The organism is Pseudomonas sp. B21-021 (assembly GCF_024749205.1).
Lineage (GTDB): Bacteria > Pseudomonadota > Gammaproteobacteria > Pseudomonadales > Pseudomonadaceae > Aquipseudomonas > Aquipseudomonas paraglycinae.
This window is the reverse complement of the sequence record NZ_CP087192.1, coordinates 6,003,161-6,020,037: the sequence shown is the minus strand read 5'-3', so window position 1 is coordinate 6,020,037 and position 16,877 is coordinate 6,003,161. Positions and strand designations below refer to the sequence as shown.

Sequence of the window (16,877 nt, the reverse complement as noted above, 5' to 3'; positions counted from 1 at the left end):
CCATTCATGGACGCAAGGGTTGGATGGGCTGACGCCGGGTGGGGACACAATTGTGTCCCCCGGGAAAATCAGCCGGACACATTGACCGCAGCGACACCCCGACGTTGCAGGTAGATGAAAAACAGCGCCGTCAGCACGGTCAGCACGCCCACCAGCGCGCCGGTCCACGGCAAGTCCGCCAGGTCCGCGCCGCTGGCTACCACCAATCCGCCGATCCACGCGCCGGCGGCATTGCCGAGGTTGAACGCGCTCTGGTTCAGGGTAGAACCGAGGTTCGGTGCTTCATGCGCCTGATCGATGATCAGCAGTTGCAGGATCGGGCACAGGGCGAAGGCAAAAATCCCCCACAGCACCAGCGTGATCGCCGCCGGAACCACCGAGCGGCTGGTCTGGCTGAACGCCGCCAGAATCACCACCACCGCCAGTGCGACACCCACCAGCGAAGGCAACAGGCGGCTGTCGGCCAGGCGCCCGCCGAGCATGCTACCGCCGGTCAGGCCGACGCCGAACAACAGCAGCATCACCGTCACGCCGTGAGGGCTGACGCCGGTGATGTCCTGCAGAATTGGCGCGATGTAAGTGAACACGCTGAACAGGCTGGTGGAAGCCAGCACGCTCATGCCCAGCGCCAGCAACACGTTGACCTTGCCCAGCACCTTGAATTCGCTGGCGAGGTTGGCCTTGTCCATCGGGATGTGTTTCGGCAACCACAGCCATTGGGCGAGGGCGGCGATCACACCAATCACCGAAACCGCCCAGAAGGTCGAACGCCAGCCGGCGTACTGGCCAAGCGCGGTGCCCAGCGGTACGCCGAGGACGTTGGCCAGGGTCAGGCCGGTGAACATCATCGCAATCGCCTGCGCCCGCTTGTTCGGCGCGACCAGCCCGGCGGCCACCACCGAACCGATGCCGAAGAACGCGCCGTGGCACAGCGCGGTGACCACCCGCGCCGCCATCAGCGTTGCGTAGTTCGGCGCCAGTGCGCACAGCACGTTGCCGAGGATGAACATCAGCGTCATGCCCAGCAGCGTGGCCTTGCGCGGCATGTTGGCGGTGCCGATCGCCAGGATCGGCGCACCGAACACCACGCCCAGGGCGTAGCCGGTGATCAACAGGCCGGCGTGGGGAATGCTCACTGCGAGGTCGCGGGCGACATCGGGCAGCAGACCCATGATGACGAATTCAGTGGTGCCGATGCCGAAAGCGGCAACAGCGAGTGCAAGCAAGGCGAGTGGCATGCGCAAGGTCTCTGTCGGTAGTCTTGACGCTTTGATCAGGCATACGCAGGCCGGCGACCGGTCTCGGACGAGAACGGGGCAGGCAGGAATTATTGGAATTTATCTGTGCGCAACTGAGTGCGGCGTGGTCGCTTGCAGTATAAACAGCTGCTGACACATCGCGAATCAATAATCTGACTAATTGGCTCAGGCTCAACAACAAGAATCAAGGAGTGGCACGTGCTGGCGACAGCTCTGGTGTTGGTGGCGGCGCTGTTGCACGCAGCGTGGAATACGTTGATCAAGTTCAGCGCCGAGCGGCTGCTGGTGGTGGCCTGCATGGACACCGTGGCGCTGTTGTTCGTCGCGCTGGCATTCCCTTTCATCAGCCTGCCACCGCCGGAAATCTGGCCGTGGATTCTGGCGTCGGCGGCGTTCGAGCTGCTCTATCGTTATCTGTTGATTCAGGCTTATCGGGTCGGCGATCTGGGGCTGGTCTATCCGTTGATGCGCGGACTGTCGCCGCTGGTGGTGCTGGCGCTGACCCTGATCTTCGCCGGCGAAGTGCTGACCACCCAGCAGATCTTCGGGATCATGCTGATCCCGCTGGGCATGGCTTGCCTGCTCTGGCAGGGCGGCGGCGGGAAACACTTGCCGTGGTCGATGCTGCCGGTGGTGGCGCTGATCGGCTTGTGCATCGGTTGCTACACCTACATCGATGGCCAGGCCTTGCGGCGCTGGTCGCATCCGCTGGATTACCTGGTCTGGGTCACGCTGCTCAGTGCCTGGCCTTTCCCGATGCTGGCGTGGGTGGCCAAGCGTCCGGCGTTCATGCTGTTCTGGCGAGAGCAATGGAAGCTGGGACTGGCGGTCGGGTTCTGCGTGTTGTTCAGCTACGCTCTGGTGCTGTGGGCGATGCAGTTGGGCTCGATTGCCGAAGCGGCGGCTTTGCGTGAAATCAGCGTGATTCTGGTGGTGCTGTTCGGCATGCGTTACCTGAAAGAACCTTTCGGCCGGCCGCGGCTCTTAGCCTGTGGGCTGGTGCTGATCGGCATGCTGGTGATGAAGTTCTGACCCGCCAACACTCTAAAAACTGAAGAAGGACGGCGTTATGACGGTGGCTCTGTGGTGCGTTTTGATTGCGATCTTTCTGCCCTACCTGTGCACGGGCGTGGCCAAGGCTGTCGGTGGGTATCGGCTGAGCGACAATCACGATCCCCGGGATTTTCTCGAAAGCCTGAACGGCGTGGCGCGACGTGCCCATGCGGCGCAACTGAACAGTTTTGAAGTGACGCCGGCGTTTGCGGCGGCGGTGATCGTTGCGCACCTGGTCGGCACGGCAGAGCTGGTGACGGTCAACGTGCTGGCGGTGCTGTTCATCACCAGTCGCCTGCTCTACATCATTTGCTATCTGGCGGACTGGGCGATTCTGCGATCGCTGGTGTGGTTTGTCGGGATGGGGCTGATCGCTTCGTTCTTCTTTGTGTCTGTCTGATTCTTGAGCGCTGCTACTTGCCTCTTCGTCGGATCGCCGCCCGGAGCAAGCCCGCTCCCACAGGGTTCTCTGGTGCACACAGGATTTGTGCTCGCTATTGATACCTGTGGGAGCGGCGGTGCGACGATTCGACTTGCCCGCGAAGGCGATAGCTCAAGCGCCGAGGCGCTTAAGGTTTGTCCTTCACCGTGTCGGCGACTTGGGGCACTTGCGGCAACGCCGCACCTTTTGGCCAGAGCATCCAGATCTGCCCTTGCTGCTTCATGTCGCCGGCCAGTTGCCCGGCGGCATCGCCGGTGCCCCAGAACAGATCCGCACGAACTTCGCCGGCAATCGCGCCGCCGGTGTCTTGCGCAGCCACCGGGCGTACCAGTGCCGTGCCGTCCGGGCGGGTGGTCGACAGCCACAACAGGCTGCCCAGCGGAATCACCTTGCGATCCACCGCCGCGCTGTAACCGGCGGTCAGCGGCACATTCAACGAGCCGCGCGGGCCTTCGTTGCTGTCCGGGTTGCGGGTGAAGAACACGTAGCTCGGGTTGCTCGCCAGCAGTTCCGGAATGCGCGACGGGTTGGCCTTGGCCCAGTTGCTGATCGCTCCCATGGTCACTTCTTCTTTTTTCAGCTCGCCTTGTTCCACCAGCCAGCGGCCGATCGGCCGGTACGGGTGACCGTTCTGGTCGGCGTAGGCGATACGCAGTTGCCGGCCGTCATCGGTCTGGATCCGCCCCGAACCCTGAATCTGCAGAAATTGCAGGTTCATCGGGTCGGTCAGCCACGCCACGACCGGCGCCTTGACGCCCTGGCTCTCGATGGTCGCCGCGTCATCGTAAGGCTTCAGCACACGACCTTCGAGGCGGCCGCGCAGGCGCTTGCCTTTCAGTTCCGGGTAAATGCTGTCCAGCGACACAATGATCATGTCTTCGGGCACGCCATACACCGGCACGTTGGCGGTGGCGGTTTGCGTCAGGCTGCCGGGGTAGACCGGTTCGTAATAGCCGGTGATCAGACCGTTGGGGTTGTCGTTCTCGGCGCGCAGGCCGAAGACGTCGAGGTTCTGCTTGAGGAACGTGCGAATGTCGCCGGCGCTTTGCGGCACGTTGGCGGCTGCCGCACAGGTCGCGCCCCAGACCGGGTCAGCCTTGAGCCGAGTGCAGGCGCTGCGCCACGAACCGAAACCGGCCACCAGGTCGCTATCGGACACCGCAGGCAGGGCTTCCCAGGTGGCGCTGGAATACGTGGCCAGGGCGTGGGTTTTCGGCTTGGCGCTGTCGCCACCGGTGCAGCCGGCGAGGATTGCCAGCAACGGGAGGGTCGCGATAAGCGGATGACGCCAGGCCTTGAAACGGCTGTTCATGGAGAATTTCCTGTGCCGGTTGCAGAAGTGCTCCATGCGCTCAAGCAACCCTTATTGTTAATAGGGCTATTGGTGTTTGGCGGTGACCCGAGGATACTGGCCGCCGATTTCCGTGACCTGAAGCCACCATGACTCTTAAAAGAATTTCTGTTGTATTGCTGGCCTGTCTGACCTTGTCCGCCTGTGGCGGTGTCGACCCGAATTCCCCGCTGGGTCAGCGCAAGGCGATCTTCAAGCAGATGCTCAAGACCGGCGAAGACCTGGGCGGCATGCTGCGCGGACGCATTGCCTTCGACGGGCCGAAATTTGCGGAAGGTGCGGTCAAGCTCGATGCGTTGTCCCATGAGCCGTGGAAACATTTCCCGCAGGTGCGCGAAGAAGATCACACCAGCGCCAAGGATGATGTCTGGCAGAAACAAGCGCGCTTCCAGGAAATGGCCCGCACCCTTGAAGCGGCCACCGGTGAACTGGTGATCGCCAGCAAGGTGCAACCCTACAAGGCCAGCAACCTGGGGCCGGCGGTGCAGAAAGTCGAAGATGCCTGCAGTGCCTGCCATAAAGAGTTTCGCGACCACTGATGTTCAAGGGATCACGGCTTTTGGCTATGATCCCCGGCTTTCTTACTTGTCGAGTTCGTCCAGCGCGTCCTGCAATTCCTTGCGTGATTCGGCGAGCTTGTTCTTGCGCTTGTCGATCTTCTCCGGATCACCTTTCTTCATGGCCTTGTCCAGATCAGCCTGACGCTTGCTCACTTCGTGCTTGGCGTCGAGCACCTTGTTTTCGCGTTCTTTCTTCAGGCCGGCGTCGGTGCAGTGTTCGGTGACTTCGCGCAGGGCGGTTTCGAGGCCGGCCTGCTGGTCGGCGTTGCCGCGGGACTTGGCCTGTTCGATCTGGTTGATGATGCCCTGCTTCTTGGCGGCACAACCGGTCAGGCCCGGCGCGTCTTCGTCGGCCATCACGGGGGCGGCGAGGACTGCGCAGAAAGACAGCAGGGCGAGCGGTGCGAGAAATTTCATAAAAGCTCCATGTGCAAAGACAATCGGGTCGGTGAAGCACTGCGCTGTTGGAGCGCTCCGGCGGACATTGGGTTCCCGGCGGGCCGGGGATCGCGTGTTCAGAAGCCGTCGACGCCGGCGGCTTGCAGGGTTTCACTCAGGGCCAGTACCTGCGGGTCGCGAAAAAAGGCGCTCAATTGCGCCGCGCGGCCCGGGCCGATTCCGGCTTCTGCCTGCCATTGTTCGGTATTGCGTTGTGCCAGCGCCTGCCATGAATCGGCGAGTGTTGCCTGACCGGTCGGTGGCAATCCCAGGGCTTTGAGCCACTGCAGGAACGGCCGTTGGCGGGCGCTGTGAAAACTGTGCAGCAGGCGGGCACTGCTGCGCTCGCCGAGACCGGCAATGTTAGCAAGCTCCAGCCCGTCGAGGGTCAACCAATCCAGCAGGCTGTTCAGGCGGCCTGTTTCCAGAAGTTTCTCCCAGGTGCCGCGACCGACATGGGGCATGGCCAGTCCCTGCTTGCCGCTGAGCCAGGTCAGGCGCGCGAGGAACTGGCTTTCGCAGCCCGGCGTCGGTTGCCAGCAGCTCAGGGCGTGAAAGTCGCTGGCGAGCGGAATGGTCAAATCGGCGCGTTCGGTACTGCGCAGTACCACGCTGTCGAGGCGCGGGATCGTCAGCCCGGCCAGGCTGATTGCGACCTGATCGCCGGGGCGAATGTCCAGTTCCTGCCAGCGTCTGAGTGAACTGACGCTGACCCGTTTGATCTGCCGGTCATCGAGCATCACCGGCGACAGTTCGAGCACTGGTGTAATGCGCCCGGTGCGGCCGATCTTGAAGTTCACCTTGCGCACATCGGCCAGCGCCTGGGCGAAAGGGTACTTCCAGGCGACAGCCCAGTAGGGCGGACGGGCCTGCCAGCGCTCCGCCGGTGGCCGCAGGCTCTGACGCAGGACGACCCCATCCGTGGCGAATGGCAGTGGCGAGCGATACCAGTGATCGCGCCAGTGTTGCGCTTCGTTCAGGCTGGCGACGGCCTGGGTGTAGGGCTCCGTGGTAGGAAAACCGAATTGCGCCAGAGCGGCGATCCGCTCGGGTAATTCGCTCGGCCCTTGCGGCCAGTCCCAGACAAACAGCCCGATGCCGGCAGCGTGTTCCGCGTCCAGATCCTTGCGCCCCAGCAGCCCGGCCACGGTGGCGCGGGCGTTGGCGCTGCCGGCAAGTGCTTGTTTATGTCCGCTCAAGCGCCAATAGAGTTCGCCTTGCACCAGCAGATCCTGCGGTTGCGTCAGCTGTTGCGGAATGGCTCCGATCTTTTTTGCTGAAGTCGTCCAGTCCTGCCCGCGAACTCCATCCCCGCGACTGATCGCCTGATGCAGTCGACCGTCGCGATAGATCAGGGTCACCGCTACGCCATCGATCTTGGGTTGTACCCAGACGCTTTGGCGGTCGCGTAACCAGGTGGCGATGTCCGCCGCATCGTGAAGTTTATCCAGGCCGGTGTGTGCGACAGGGTGCGCAACCGGGCCGGATGCGGTGCGCAACGGCTCGGGCGGTGAGTGAAGTTTGAAGCACCGGCGCCATTGGTTCAGGCGCAGGCGGGACTGATCGTAGAGCTCATCCGCGATCACCGAGCGGCCTTCGCGATGATAGGCGTCGTCCCAGCGATCGATCTGTTGTTGCAGGGCGGCGACTTCGCTTGATGCCCGGGCGGCGGCCCAGTCGGGGCAGTCGGCAGCGAAGGTGTTGAGGTGGAAAAACGGCAGGAAAAACAGAATCAGGCGAAATGTGGCAAGCATTGTGAGCGTCCTTGCTCAGGGAGAAACTTGAAGGCTAGGCGAGGATCCGTTCTTGAGAGAGGTGGGTGTTTTGCGAGCTGTTTCCATTCTGAATGTGGTGTCGCTGATTCGGGCCTCTTCGCGAGCAAGCTCGCTCCCACAAGATACGAATGAAAAAGCCCCGCACGGCGAACCGTGCGGGGCTGCTTGTACCGCCAGGAAAATTACAGGCCGGCAGCGGAACGCAGAGCGTCGGCGCGGTCGGTTTTTTCCCAGGTGAAGGTGGAGAAAGTGTCTTCGCCAACAGTCTTGGTCTGCGGAGCACGGCCGAAGTGGCCGTAGGCTGCGGTTTCCTGGTACATCGGGTGCAGCAGGTCCAGCATGGTGGTGATCGCGTATGGACGCAGGTCGAACACTTCGCGGACCAGTTTGATGATCTTGTCATCGCTGATCTTGCCGGTGCCGAAGGTGTTCAGCGAGATCGAGGTAGGCTGGGCCACACCGATCGCGTAGGAAACCTGGATCTCGCAACGCTCGGCCAGGCCGGCAGCGACGATGTTCTTGGCAACGTAACGGCCAGCGTAGGCAGCCGAACGGTCAACCTTGGATGGATCTTTACCGGAGAACGCGCCACCGCCGTGACGGGCCATGCCGCCGTAGCTGTCGACGATGATCTTGCGACCGGTCAGACCGCAGTCACCTACCGGGCCGCCAATGATGAACTGGCCGGTCGGGTTGATGTGGAACTGGGTGTCCTTGCTCAGCAGTTCGGCAGGCAGTACGTGCTTGACGATCAGCTCCATCACGCCTTCGCGCAGGTCGTTGTACGACACTTCAGGGTTGTGCTGGGTCGACAGAACCACGGCGTCGATACCGACAACCTTGCCGCCTTCGTAACGGCAGGTCACTTGCGACTTGGCGTCCGGACGCAGCCAAGGCAGCAGACCCGATTTACGGGCTTCGGCCTGACGCTGCACCAGTTGGTGCGAGAAGGTGATCGGTGCCGGCATCAGCACGTCGGTTTCGTTGCTGGCGTAGCCGAACATCAGGCCCTGGTCGCCGGCGCCCTGATCTTCAGGCTTGGCACGGTCAACGCCCTGGTTGATGTCAGGGGACTGCTTGCCGATGATGTTCATCACGCCGCAGGTCGCGCCGTCGAAGCCGACGTCGGAGCTGGTGTAGCCGATGTCGCAAATCACGTCACGAACGATCTGCTCCAGGTCGACCCAGGCGCTGGTGGTCACTTCACCGGCAACGATGGCCACGCCAGTCTTGACCAGGGTTTCCACCGCAACGCGTGCGTGCTTGTCCTGGGCGATGATGGCGTCCAGCACTGCATCGGAAATCTGGTCGGCGATTTTGTCCGGATGTCCTTCAGACACGGACTCGGAGGTGAAGAGGGAGTATTCGCTCATCTCGATGTTTTCCTGAATTTACCGATGGTGAGTGTCGCCAGCCGGTCGCTGAAAATGGCGGACCTGGATCTGGAAACCATTACGTAAGCCTACATAGAGGCTTTCCCCGGGAACGAGTCCCGCAGCGGTGGCCCAACGGGCCAGATCGTCCTGTTCAAACCCCAACCACAGATCACCGCAGGCCTCCCTGGCCCAACTCTGGTTGTGGCTACATAACTCTGTCACGAGCAGGCTACCGCCCGGTTGCAGCAGGCTGGCCATGTGCTTGAGCGCTTCGGCCGGCGCGGCGAAATGGTGCAACACCATGTTCAACACCACGCAATCGGCCTGAAGGCTTGTGCCATTCAATGCATCGGCCAATTGCAGGCTGACGTTAGCCAGCTGTTCACGTTCACATACCTGACGGGCCAGTTCGAGCATCGCCGCGCTGTTGTCCAGTGCGGTTACGGTGCCGAAGCGACGCGCCAGTTCCGGCAGGAATGCACCATCGCCGGGGCCGACTTCAATGGCCGTGGCAGCGCCATTGAAATTCAGTTTGTCGAGCAGGGCCAGCACGCTTTCACGGTACTGCGGCAGGCCGGCAATCAAATCCTGCTGGGCGCGGAATTTCTCCGCGACCCGGGCGAAAAAGTCCTGGCTGTTGGCCGCGCGTTGCCCGTGGACCTGTGCGATCCGGGTTTCCACGTCAGCTGGCAGCGCCAGATTGTCGACTTCTTCTAACAACGCCGCGTGCAACTTGCCGCCCAGCAACTCGGTGTGGGGCAGGGCGCGGCGATAGAACACCGCATTGCCTTCACGGCGAGTCGCCACCAGATCCGCCTGCGCCAGCACCTTAAGGTGATGGCTCATGCCGGACTGGCCGATATCGAAAATCTGCGCCAGTTCCAGTACGCCGAACGAGTCGTTGGCCAGGGCGCGCAATACATTCAGCCGCAGCGGATCGCCGCCGGCCTTGCACAGGGCCGCCAGCTCGTCGCAATCGTCATGGCGAATGGAAGGCACACGTAAGTTCATAGGGCTGGCAGTCTAGTGACGGCCTGAAAGCATCGCAAGGTCTATATCAAAAAGTTTTGATATTGCTCGATGGATGGCGCATTCGATTGCACTTCTCACCGCCCGGTTAACTCTACAAACGAACAGCGGAAAGGTTTCACCAACCGAAACCGATGTTATCCATGGGAAAAACGCCTCCGGATGACTATCTGTCATTGCCCCGAGGCGCTCGGGTGAGGGAAAATGCCCTCCTTTTTTCCGTTTCAATCTATTCACACCCAGGAGATCAGCGATGCCTAGCCGTCGTGAGCGTGCCAACGCCATTCGTGCCCTCAGCATGGATGCCGTGCAAAAAGCCAACAGCGGCCATCCCGGTGCCCCTATGGGTATGGCAGATATCGCCGAAGTGCTTTGGCGCGACTACCTCAAGCACAACCCGAGCAATCCATCGTTCGCCGACCGTGACCGCTTCGTGCTGTCCAACGGCCACGGCTCGATGTTGATCTACTCGCTGCTGCACCTGACCGGCTACGACCTGTCGATCGACGACCTGAAGCAATTCCGTCAACTGCACAGCCGTACCCCGGGCCACCCGGAATTCGGTTACACCCCGGGCGTTGAAACCACCACCGGCCCGCTGGGTCAGGGTCTGGCCAACGCTGTGGGCTTCGCCTTGGCTGAAAAAGTCCTGGGCGCGCAGTTCAACCGTCCTGGCCACAACATCGTCGACCACCACACCTACGTGTTCCTGGGTGATGGCTGCATGATGGAAGGCATTTCCCACGAAGTCGCTTCCCTGGCCGGCACTCTGGGCCTGGGCAAGCTGATCGCTTTCTACGATGACAACGGCATTTCCATCGACGGCGAAGTCGAAGGCTGGTTCACCGATGACACGCCGAAGCGTTTCGAATCGTACAACTGGCAAGTGATCCGCAACGTCGACGGTCACGACCCGGAAGAGATCAAGACCGCCATCGAGACCGCTCGCAAGAGCCCGCTGCCGACCCTGATCTGCTGCAAGACCACCATCGGTTTCGGTTCGCCGAACAAGCAAGGCAAGGAAGATTGCCACGGCGCCCCGCTGGGTGACGCGGAAATCGCCCTGACCCGTCAGGCGCTGAACTGGAACCACGGCCCGTTCGAAATCCCGGCCGACATCTATGCCGAGTGGGATGCCAAGGAAAAAGGCCGCGCCGCCGAAGCCGAGTGGGATCAGCGTTTCGCTGCCTACTCCGCCGCGTTCCCGACCGAAGCCAATGAACTGATCCGTCGCCTGAGTGGCGAGCTGCCGGCCGACTTCTCCGAGAAGGCCGATGCCTACATCGCTGAAGTCGCGGCCAAAGGCGAAACCATCGCCAGCCGTAAAGCCAGTCAGAACGCCCTGAACGCGTTCGGCCCGCTGCTGCCGGAAGTGCTGGGCGGTTCGGCTGACCTGGCCGGTTCCAACCTGACCCTGTGGAAAGGCTGCAAAGGCGTCAGCGCCGAAGACGCCAGCGGCAATTACATGTACTACGGCGTGCGCGAATTCGGCATGACCGCGATCATGAACGGCGTTGCCCTGCACGGCGGTCTGGTGCCTTACGGCGCGACCTTCCTGATGTTCATGGAATACGCCCGCAACGCAGTGCGCATGTCCGCTCTGATGAAGCAGCGCGTGATCCACGTCTACACCCACGACTCCATCGGTCTGGGCGAAGACGGCCCGACGCACCAGCCGATCGAGCAACTGACCAGCCTGCGCAGCACGCCGAACCTCGACACCTGGCGTCCAGCCGATGCCGTTGAATCGGCCGTGGCCTGGAAAAACGCTCTGGAGCGCAAGGACGGCCCGTCGGCGCTGATCTTCTCGCGTCAGAACCTGCAGCACCAAACCCGTGATGCCGGCCAGATCGCCGACATCCGTCGTGGTGGTTACGTGCTGAAAGACTGCGCAGGCGAGCCTGAGCTGATCCTGATCGCTACCGGTTCGGAAGTCGGTCTGGCCGTTCAGGCCTACGACAAACTGACCGAGCAGGGCCGCAAGGTGCGCGTGGTTTCCATGCCATGCACCAGCGCGTTCGACGCTCAGGACGCCAGCTACAAGCAATCGGTCCTGCCGTTGCAGGTTGGCGCGCGTATCGCGATCGAAGCGGCTCACGCCGACTTCTGGTTCAAGTACGTGGGTCTGGAAGGTCGCGTGATCGGCATGACCACCTACGGCGAATCGGCTCCGGCTTCGGCACTTTTCGAAGAGTTCGGCTTCACCCTGGAAAACATCCTGGGTCAGGCTGAAGAGCTGCTGGAAGACTGATCCAGAAAAGGTGTCGCCTGAACTGACGCCTTCGCGGGCAAGCCCGCTCCCACAGGTTCTTTGGTGTACACAAAATGTGTGACCAGCCTAGAACACTGTGGGAGCGGGCTTGCCCGCGAAAGCGGTGGTTCGGGCAACATCGCACTGCCTGATTCACCACGGTAATCGAGAACCCCATGCCTCAACCGCGTCCCTACAAAGTTGCACTCAACGGCTACGGCCGGATTGGTCGTTGCGTCTTGCGTGCGTTGTTCGAGCGAGGCTCGGCGGCAGGGTTTGAAATTGTCGCGATCAACGATCTGGCCGACATGGCCAGCATCGAATACCTGACACGCTTCGACTCCACTCACGGCCGGTTCCCCGGCGAAGTGAAGGTCGATGGCGATTGTCTGCATATTAATGGCGACTGCGTGAAGGTCCTGCGCAGTGCCACCCCCGAAGGCATCGATTGGGCGTCGCTGGGCGTCGATCTGGTGCTCGAATGCTCCGGCGCCTACCACACCCGCGCAGACGGCCAGCGTTTCCTCGACGCCGGCGCGCCGCGTGTGCTGTTCTCGCAGCCGATGGCCAGCGAGGCGGATGTCGACGCCACCATCGTCTACGGCGTCAATCAGGATTGCCTGACTGGCGACGAACTGCTGGTGTCCAACGCCTCCTGCACCACCAATTGCGGTGTGCCGCTGTTGCGTCTGCTGGATCAGGCGGTCGGCCTGGATTACGTATCGATCACCACTATTCACTCGGCGATGAACGATCAGCCGGTGATCGACGCCTATCACCACGAAGACCTGCGCCGCACCCGTTCGGCGTTCCAGTCGGTGATCCCGGTGTCCACCGGTCTGGCGCGTGGTATCGAGCGCCTGCTGCCGGAACTTGCCGGGCGAATTCAGGCCAAAGCCGTACGCGTGCCGACGGTCAACGTGTCCTGCCTCGACATCACGATGCAGACCGCGAGCGACACCGACGCCGGCGAGGTCAACCGGATCCTGCGCGACGCCGCCACCAGCGGCCCGCTCAAAGGTCTGTTGGCCTACACCGAATTGCCTCACGCCAGTTGTGATTTCAACCATGACCCACATTCGGCCATCGTCGATGCCAGTCAGACCCGCGTTTCCGGCCCACGGCTGGTGAACATCCTGGCCTGGTTCGACAACGAATGGGGTTTTGCCAACCGAATGCTGGATGTTGCAGAACACTATCTGCAAACAGCGACTTCAAAAAAACCGTAGGAAGTGCGACCCATGACCGTGTTGAAGATGTCCGACCTCGATCTGCAAGGTAAGCGCGTATTGATCCGCGAAGACCTCAACGTCCCAGTCAAGGACGGTGTTGTCACCAGCGATGCGCGTATCCTGGCTTCGCTGCCGACCATCAAGCTGGCCCTGGAAAAAGGCGCGGCCGTGATGGTCTGCTCGCACCTGGGTCGTCCGACCGAAGGTGAGTTCTCCGCCGAGAACAGCCTCAAGCCTGTCGCTGACTACCTGAGCAAGGCCCTGGGCCGCGAAGTGCCGCTGGTGGCTGATTACCTGGGCGGCGTTGACGTCAAGGCCGGCGACATCGTGCTGTTCGAAAACGTGCGCTTCAACAAGGGCGAGAAAAAGAACGCCGACGAACTGGCCCAGCAATACGCCGCCCTGTGCGACGTGTTCGTGATGGACGCTTTCGGCACCGCTCACCGCGCAGAAGGTTCGACCCACGGCGTCGCCAAGTTCGCCAAAATCGCCGCTGCCGGCCCGCTGCTGGCTGCTGAGCTGGACGCACTGGGCAAAGCCCTGGGCGCCCCGGCCAAGCCGATGGCGGCCATCGTTGCCGGTTCCAAGGTCTCGACCAAACTCGACGTGCTGAACAGCCTGAGCCAGATCTGCGATCAACTGATCGTCGGCGGCGGCATCGCCAACACCTTCCTGGCTGCGGCCGGTCACCCGGTCGGCAAGTCGCTGTACGAGCCGGACCTGCTGGACACCGCTCGCGCCATCGCCGCCAAGGTCAGCGTGCCGCTGCCGGTCGACGTGGTAGTTGCCAAGGAATTCGCTGAAAGCGCCGAAGCGACCGTGAAACTGATCGCTGACGTTGCTGCTGACGACATGATCCTCGACATCGGCCCGCAAACCGCGGCCAACTTCGCCGAACTGCTGAAGTCGTCGAAAACCATCCTGTGGAACGGCCCGGTCGGCGTGTTCGAATTCGACCAGTTTGGCAACGGCACCAAAGTGCTGGCCCAGGCCATCGCGGACAGCGCGGCGTTCTCGATTGCCGGCGGTGGCGACACCCTGGCGGCCATCGATAAATATGGCGTGGCAGAAAAGATCTCCTACATTTCCACCGGCGGTGGCGCGTTCCTCGAATTCGTCGAAGGCAAGGTGCTGCCGGCCGTTGAAGTCCTGGAAAGCCGGGCCAAGGCCTGAGGCCGCCCGATTGGCCAGGCAAAGGAGTGTTCAGATGGTCAAGTCGTTAGCGCTGTTGTTGCTGACCGGTACATTGGCGGCCTGCGGGAGTAACCCGAAGGCTGCGCCGGAGCCGGCACCCGGCGACGCACAGAAAGGCTGCTACCAGGCCGACTGGCAGGCCGAAACCAACCCGGTGCTGAACAAGCGCTCGGGCCCGGACGGTCTGGACAAATACGAGACGCAAACCCCGGCCAAGGAACATGGTTGTCCTTGACCGGTCTGACTCTTTACTCAAGTCCGGCGGCGTGCGCTGCCGGTCGAGGAACACGGATGAAAGGCTTGATCGCCGTTGCGGCACTGGGATTGTTGGGTGGTTGCGCGCAGTGGAACCCGTTCCAGTCGTCCGCCCCTGTGGATAACTGGACCACCTGGACCTGCGACAGCCAGGCCAAGGTGCTGTGGCGCTTCACTGATGCCGCCCGCAAGGAAGTCGATGTGCGTCTGGGCGGCGGTGATCAGGTCTATCGCCTGAAAGAAGAGCCGGGCGCCTCGGGCGCGCTGTACAGCGATGACATGCTGGCGTTTCACATCAAAGGTGAGGAAGGCCTGGTCTACTGGGTCGCCACCAATGATTTGATCGGTCGGGGCTGCAAAGCCGAATAAAACAGAATTTGCTTTATCGAATCACCAGGCCGGGCCTCAACCCCCGATCTGCAATCACTTGAATAGCCGCCGCCGCTCCGGCAGGCTGGCACGATTAACGACCCAAACCGGGAGAGACACACACAATGGCACTTATCAGCATGCGCCAGATGCTGGACCACGCAGCCGAGTTCGGCTACGGCGTTCCAGCCTTCAACGTCAACAACCTTGAGCAGATGCGCGCCATCATGGAAGCCGCTGACAAGACTGACTCCCCGGTGATCGTTCAGGCTTCGGCCGGTGCCCGCAAATACGCCGGCGCCCCGTTCCTGCGTCACCTGATCCTGGCGGCAATCGAAGAATTCCCGCACATCCCGGTGTGCATGCACCAGGACCACGGCACCAGCCCTGACGTCTGCCAGCGTTCCATCCAGCTGGGCTTCAGCTCGGTCATGATGGACGGCTCCCTCGGCGAAGACGGCAAGACCCCGACCGACTACGAATACAACGTCCGCGTAACCCAACAAACCGTCGCCATGGCTCACGCCTGCGGCGTTTCGGTAGAAGGCGAGCTGGGCTGCCTGGGTTCGCTGGAAACCGGCATGGCCGGTGAAGAAGACGGCATCGGCGCCGAAGGCGTTCTGGACCACAGCCAGATGCTGACCGACCCGGAAGAAGCCGCTGACTTCGTCAAGAAGACTCAGGTTGATGCCCTGGCCATCGCCATCGGCACCAGTCACGGCGCCTACAAGTTCACCAAGCCACCTACCGGTGACGTGCTGGCGATCGACCGCATCAAGGAAATCCACAAACGCATCCCGAACACCCACCTGGTGATGCACGGTTCCTCGTCGGTTCCACAAGAGTGGCTGGCGATCATCAACCAGTACGGCGGCGACATCAAAGAAACCTACGGCGTACCGGTTGAAGAAATCGTCGAAGGCATCAAGCACGGCGTGCGCAAGGTCAACATCGACACCGACCTGCGTCTGGCATCCACCGGCGCCATGCGTCGCCTGATGGCCACCAACCCGAGCGAATTCGACCCACGTAAATTCTTCGGCGAAACCGTGAAGGCGATGCGCGATGTATGTATCGCTCGTTACGAGGCTTTCGGTACTGCCGGCAACGCTTCGAAGATCAAGCCGATCTCGCTGGAAAGCATGTATCAGCGTTATCTGAAGGGTGAGTTGAACGCCAAGGTCAATTGAGACTGGGGGTTTAGCTGATTTGAAAGAAACCCGCCGTGAGGCGGGTTTCTTTTTGCCTGGGTTTTTTATGTCTAGCTCATATATACGTTGCGTGAGATGTCACCTATAACGGACAAAAAGCCGGAACGGCTTACTGAAGTCCGATATAGGTGACATTGATGATCTTGTACAACCCGCCGCTGTTTGGTGAACGAATCCGTCAGTACAGGCGTGCGAAGGGTTATACCCAGGCGCTGTTGGCGCAGAGAGCGGCGTGCAGCCGTAAGACCATTATTGACCTTGAAGCGGGAGGGAATGTGGCCCTATACACCGTGTTCAGGGTTTTGACAGCGCTGGGAATGACGCTTGATATCGTGGATAACCGGATAGATATCAAATCCTTGGCGGAACTGGTTGAACACGATGAGTAAGCTGCAACGGAGTCCGTCTACGGATTTTTACGGGAGGTGATTTTTGCGTGGGGTAAGAATTATCCAACGTAGTTGAGTACCTAGACGGCTGATCAATAGGACGTAGTCCATGTTCCGCTACCGCAACATTTGAAGATTCATGTTGTGCAAACACAACATTTCACTTCGAGAAACCCGCCGTGAAGCGGGTTTTTTAGATAGAACGGATTATTTCGGCTCGACGTGATCCAGTGCCTGATTCACCGCCAGTTCTCCAAGCATCACCAGTTGCGCAATGCCTATCGCGGTTTTGCGGTCGGCGGGGGCGAGGGTGGCGGCGAAGTTGTTGAGCATTTCGCTGGCGGAGCCGAGGGTTTCGCTGGCGTTGGCCAGCAGGGATTCGGTGTTGTAGGCGGGATTGGCGAAGTACATGCGGTCGGGTTCGTTGACCGTGGCCATGATGCGGGAGCCGGGGCAGAGGTAGTGGTCGAGGGCGCGTTCGGCGGCTTCGTTGAGTTTTTTGGGGTCGATGGAATCGTAGGGGGAGGCCGGGTCTGTGACCGGCGGATGAGGTGTCGATTGAATCATGTTTCGTCTCCGGGAAGTGGAGCCGACACCGGATCGCTACTAAACGATGGGGTGGCAGCTGAACGCAGGTTAGTAGACCGGGGAGACGCGAACCGGCGCGCCCGAAAGCGCCCTGCGTACAGCTAC

At 61.3% G+C, this 16,877-nt stretch carries 17 protein-coding genes; 10 read left to right on the top strand and 7 right to left on the bottom strand.

From position 1 onward, the window contains the following. Positions 1-68 precede the first annotated feature (68 nt). Complete coding sequence (locus LOY31_RS27125) at positions 69-1,238, bottom strand: MFS transporter (protein ID WP_007959692.1); 1,170 nt, start codon at positions 1,236-1,238, stop codon at positions 69-71. A gap of 219 nt (positions 1,239-1,457) precedes the next feature. Here LOY31_RS27125 and LOY31_RS27120 point away from each other — a divergent pair, with 219 nt between their 5' ends. Both LOY31_RS27120 and LOY31_RS27115 read left to right on the top strand, forming a co-directional pair. Next, a complete protein-coding gene (locus LOY31_RS27120; protein WP_258712485.1) occupies positions 1,458-2,291 on the top strand; it encodes an EamA family transporter in 834 nt (277 codons plus the stop codon). Between the two features lie 37 nt (positions 2,292-2,328). Beyond that, a complete protein-coding gene (locus LOY31_RS27115) occupies positions 2,329-2,712 on the top strand; it encodes an MAPEG family protein (RefSeq protein WP_007959694.1) in 384 nt (127 codons plus the stop codon). A gap of 169 nt (positions 2,713-2,881) precedes the next feature. On the opposite strand, the gene LOY31_RS27110 is transcribed toward LOY31_RS27115, so the two are convergent. Further along, positions 2,882-4,066 carry a murein transglycosylase A gene (locus LOY31_RS27110; RefSeq protein WP_258712484.1) on the bottom strand — a complete coding sequence of 395 codons (1,185 nt, stop codon included), beginning with the start codon at positions 4,064-4,066 and terminating at the stop codon, positions 2,882-2,884. A 128-nt stretch (positions 4,067-4,194) separates the two neighbouring features. Here LOY31_RS27110 and LOY31_RS27105 point away from each other — a divergent pair, with 128 nt between their 5' ends. Further along, the gene (locus LOY31_RS27105) at positions 4,195-4,644 is read left to right on the top strand and encodes a cytochrome c (RefSeq protein WP_007959696.1); all 450 of its coding nucleotides are present in this window, start codon (positions 4,195-4,197) and stop codon (positions 4,642-4,644) included. 42 nt (positions 4,645-4,686) lie between these two features. Here LOY31_RS27105 and LOY31_RS27100 read toward each other — a convergent pair whose 3' ends face one another. The 4 genes from LOY31_RS27100 to LOY31_RS27085 form a co-directional block, all read right to left on the bottom strand. Beyond that, a complete protein-coding gene (locus tag LOY31_RS27100; RefSeq protein WP_007959697.1) occupies positions 4,687-5,082 on the bottom strand; it encodes a DUF1090 domain-containing protein in 396 nt (131 codons plus the stop codon). A 98-nt stretch (positions 5,083-5,180) separates the two neighbouring features. Further along, positions 5,181-6,857, bottom strand: coding sequence for an NAD-dependent DNA ligase LigB (gene ligB, locus LOY31_RS27095; protein WP_258712483.1), 1,677 nt, complete (start codon positions 6,855-6,857; stop codon positions 5,181-5,183). A 203-nt stretch (positions 6,858-7,060) separates the two neighbouring features. After that, positions 7,061-8,251 carry a methionine adenosyltransferase gene (gene metK / locus LOY31_RS27090; RefSeq protein ID WP_011336330.1) on the bottom strand — a complete coding sequence of 397 codons (1,191 nt, stop codon included), beginning with the start codon at positions 8,249-8,251 and terminating at the stop codon, positions 7,061-7,063. A gap of 18 nt (positions 8,252-8,269) precedes the next feature. Beyond that, entirely contained in the window at positions 8,270-9,265 is a 996-nt protein-coding gene (locus LOY31_RS27085) for a metalloregulator ArsR/SmtB family transcription factor (RefSeq protein ID WP_258712482.1), read from the bottom strand. Positions 9,266-9,536: 271 nt separating this feature from the next. Between LOY31_RS27085 and tkt the strand changes: the two genes are divergently transcribed. The 7 genes from tkt to LOY31_RS27050 all read left to right on the top strand — a co-directional run bounded on the left by tkt (position 9,537) and on the right by LOY31_RS27050 (position 16,184). Beyond that, a complete protein-coding gene (gene tkt, locus LOY31_RS27080) occupies positions 9,537-11,534 on the top strand; it encodes a transketolase (protein WP_221535732.1) in 1,998 nt (665 codons plus the stop codon). Positions 11,535-11,710: 176 nt separating this feature from the next. Continuing rightward, positions 11,711-12,763 carry an erythrose-4-phosphate dehydrogenase gene (gene epd, locus LOY31_RS27075; protein WP_007959703.1) on the top strand — a complete coding sequence of 351 codons (1,053 nt, stop codon included), beginning with the start codon at positions 11,711-11,713 and terminating at the stop codon, positions 12,761-12,763. A 12-nt stretch (positions 12,764-12,775) separates the two neighbouring features. After that, positions 12,776-13,939, top strand: coding sequence for a phosphoglycerate kinase (locus LOY31_RS27070; RefSeq protein WP_007959705.1), 1,164 nt, complete (start codon positions 12,776-12,778; stop codon positions 13,937-13,939). A gap of 34 nt (positions 13,940-13,973) precedes the next feature. Further along, on the top strand, positions 13,974-14,195 hold the full coding sequence (locus LOY31_RS27065; protein ID WP_258712481.1) for a hypothetical protein: 222 nt from the start codon (positions 13,974-13,976) through the stop codon (positions 14,193-14,195). A gap of 56 nt (positions 14,196-14,251) precedes the next feature. Then, positions 14,252-14,584, top strand: a complete 333-nt coding sequence (locus LOY31_RS27060) for an MliC family protein (protein ID WP_011336325.1) — start codon at positions 14,252-14,254, stop codon at positions 14,582-14,584. Between the two features lie 125 nt (positions 14,585-14,709). Next, positions 14,710-15,774 (top strand): class II fructose-bisphosphate aldolase, encoded by a 1,065-nt coding sequence (gene fba / locus LOY31_RS27055; protein ID WP_007959708.1) that lies wholly within the window; start codon positions 14,710-14,712, stop codon positions 15,772-15,774. Between the two features lie 158 nt (positions 15,775-15,932). Continuing rightward, positions 15,933-16,184: a helix-turn-helix transcriptional regulator gene (locus tag LOY31_RS27050; RefSeq protein ID WP_085608893.1), complete on the top strand. Its 252-nt coding sequence runs from the start codon at positions 15,933-15,935 to the stop codon at positions 16,182-16,184. Between the two features lie 207 nt (positions 16,185-16,391). On the opposite strand, the gene LOY31_RS27045 is transcribed toward LOY31_RS27050, so the two are convergent. Next, positions 16,392-16,751, bottom strand: a complete 360-nt coding sequence (locus tag LOY31_RS27045) for a DUF6124 family protein (RefSeq protein WP_085608894.1) — start codon at positions 16,749-16,751, stop codon at positions 16,392-16,394. Positions 16,752-16,877 lie beyond the last annotated feature (126 nt).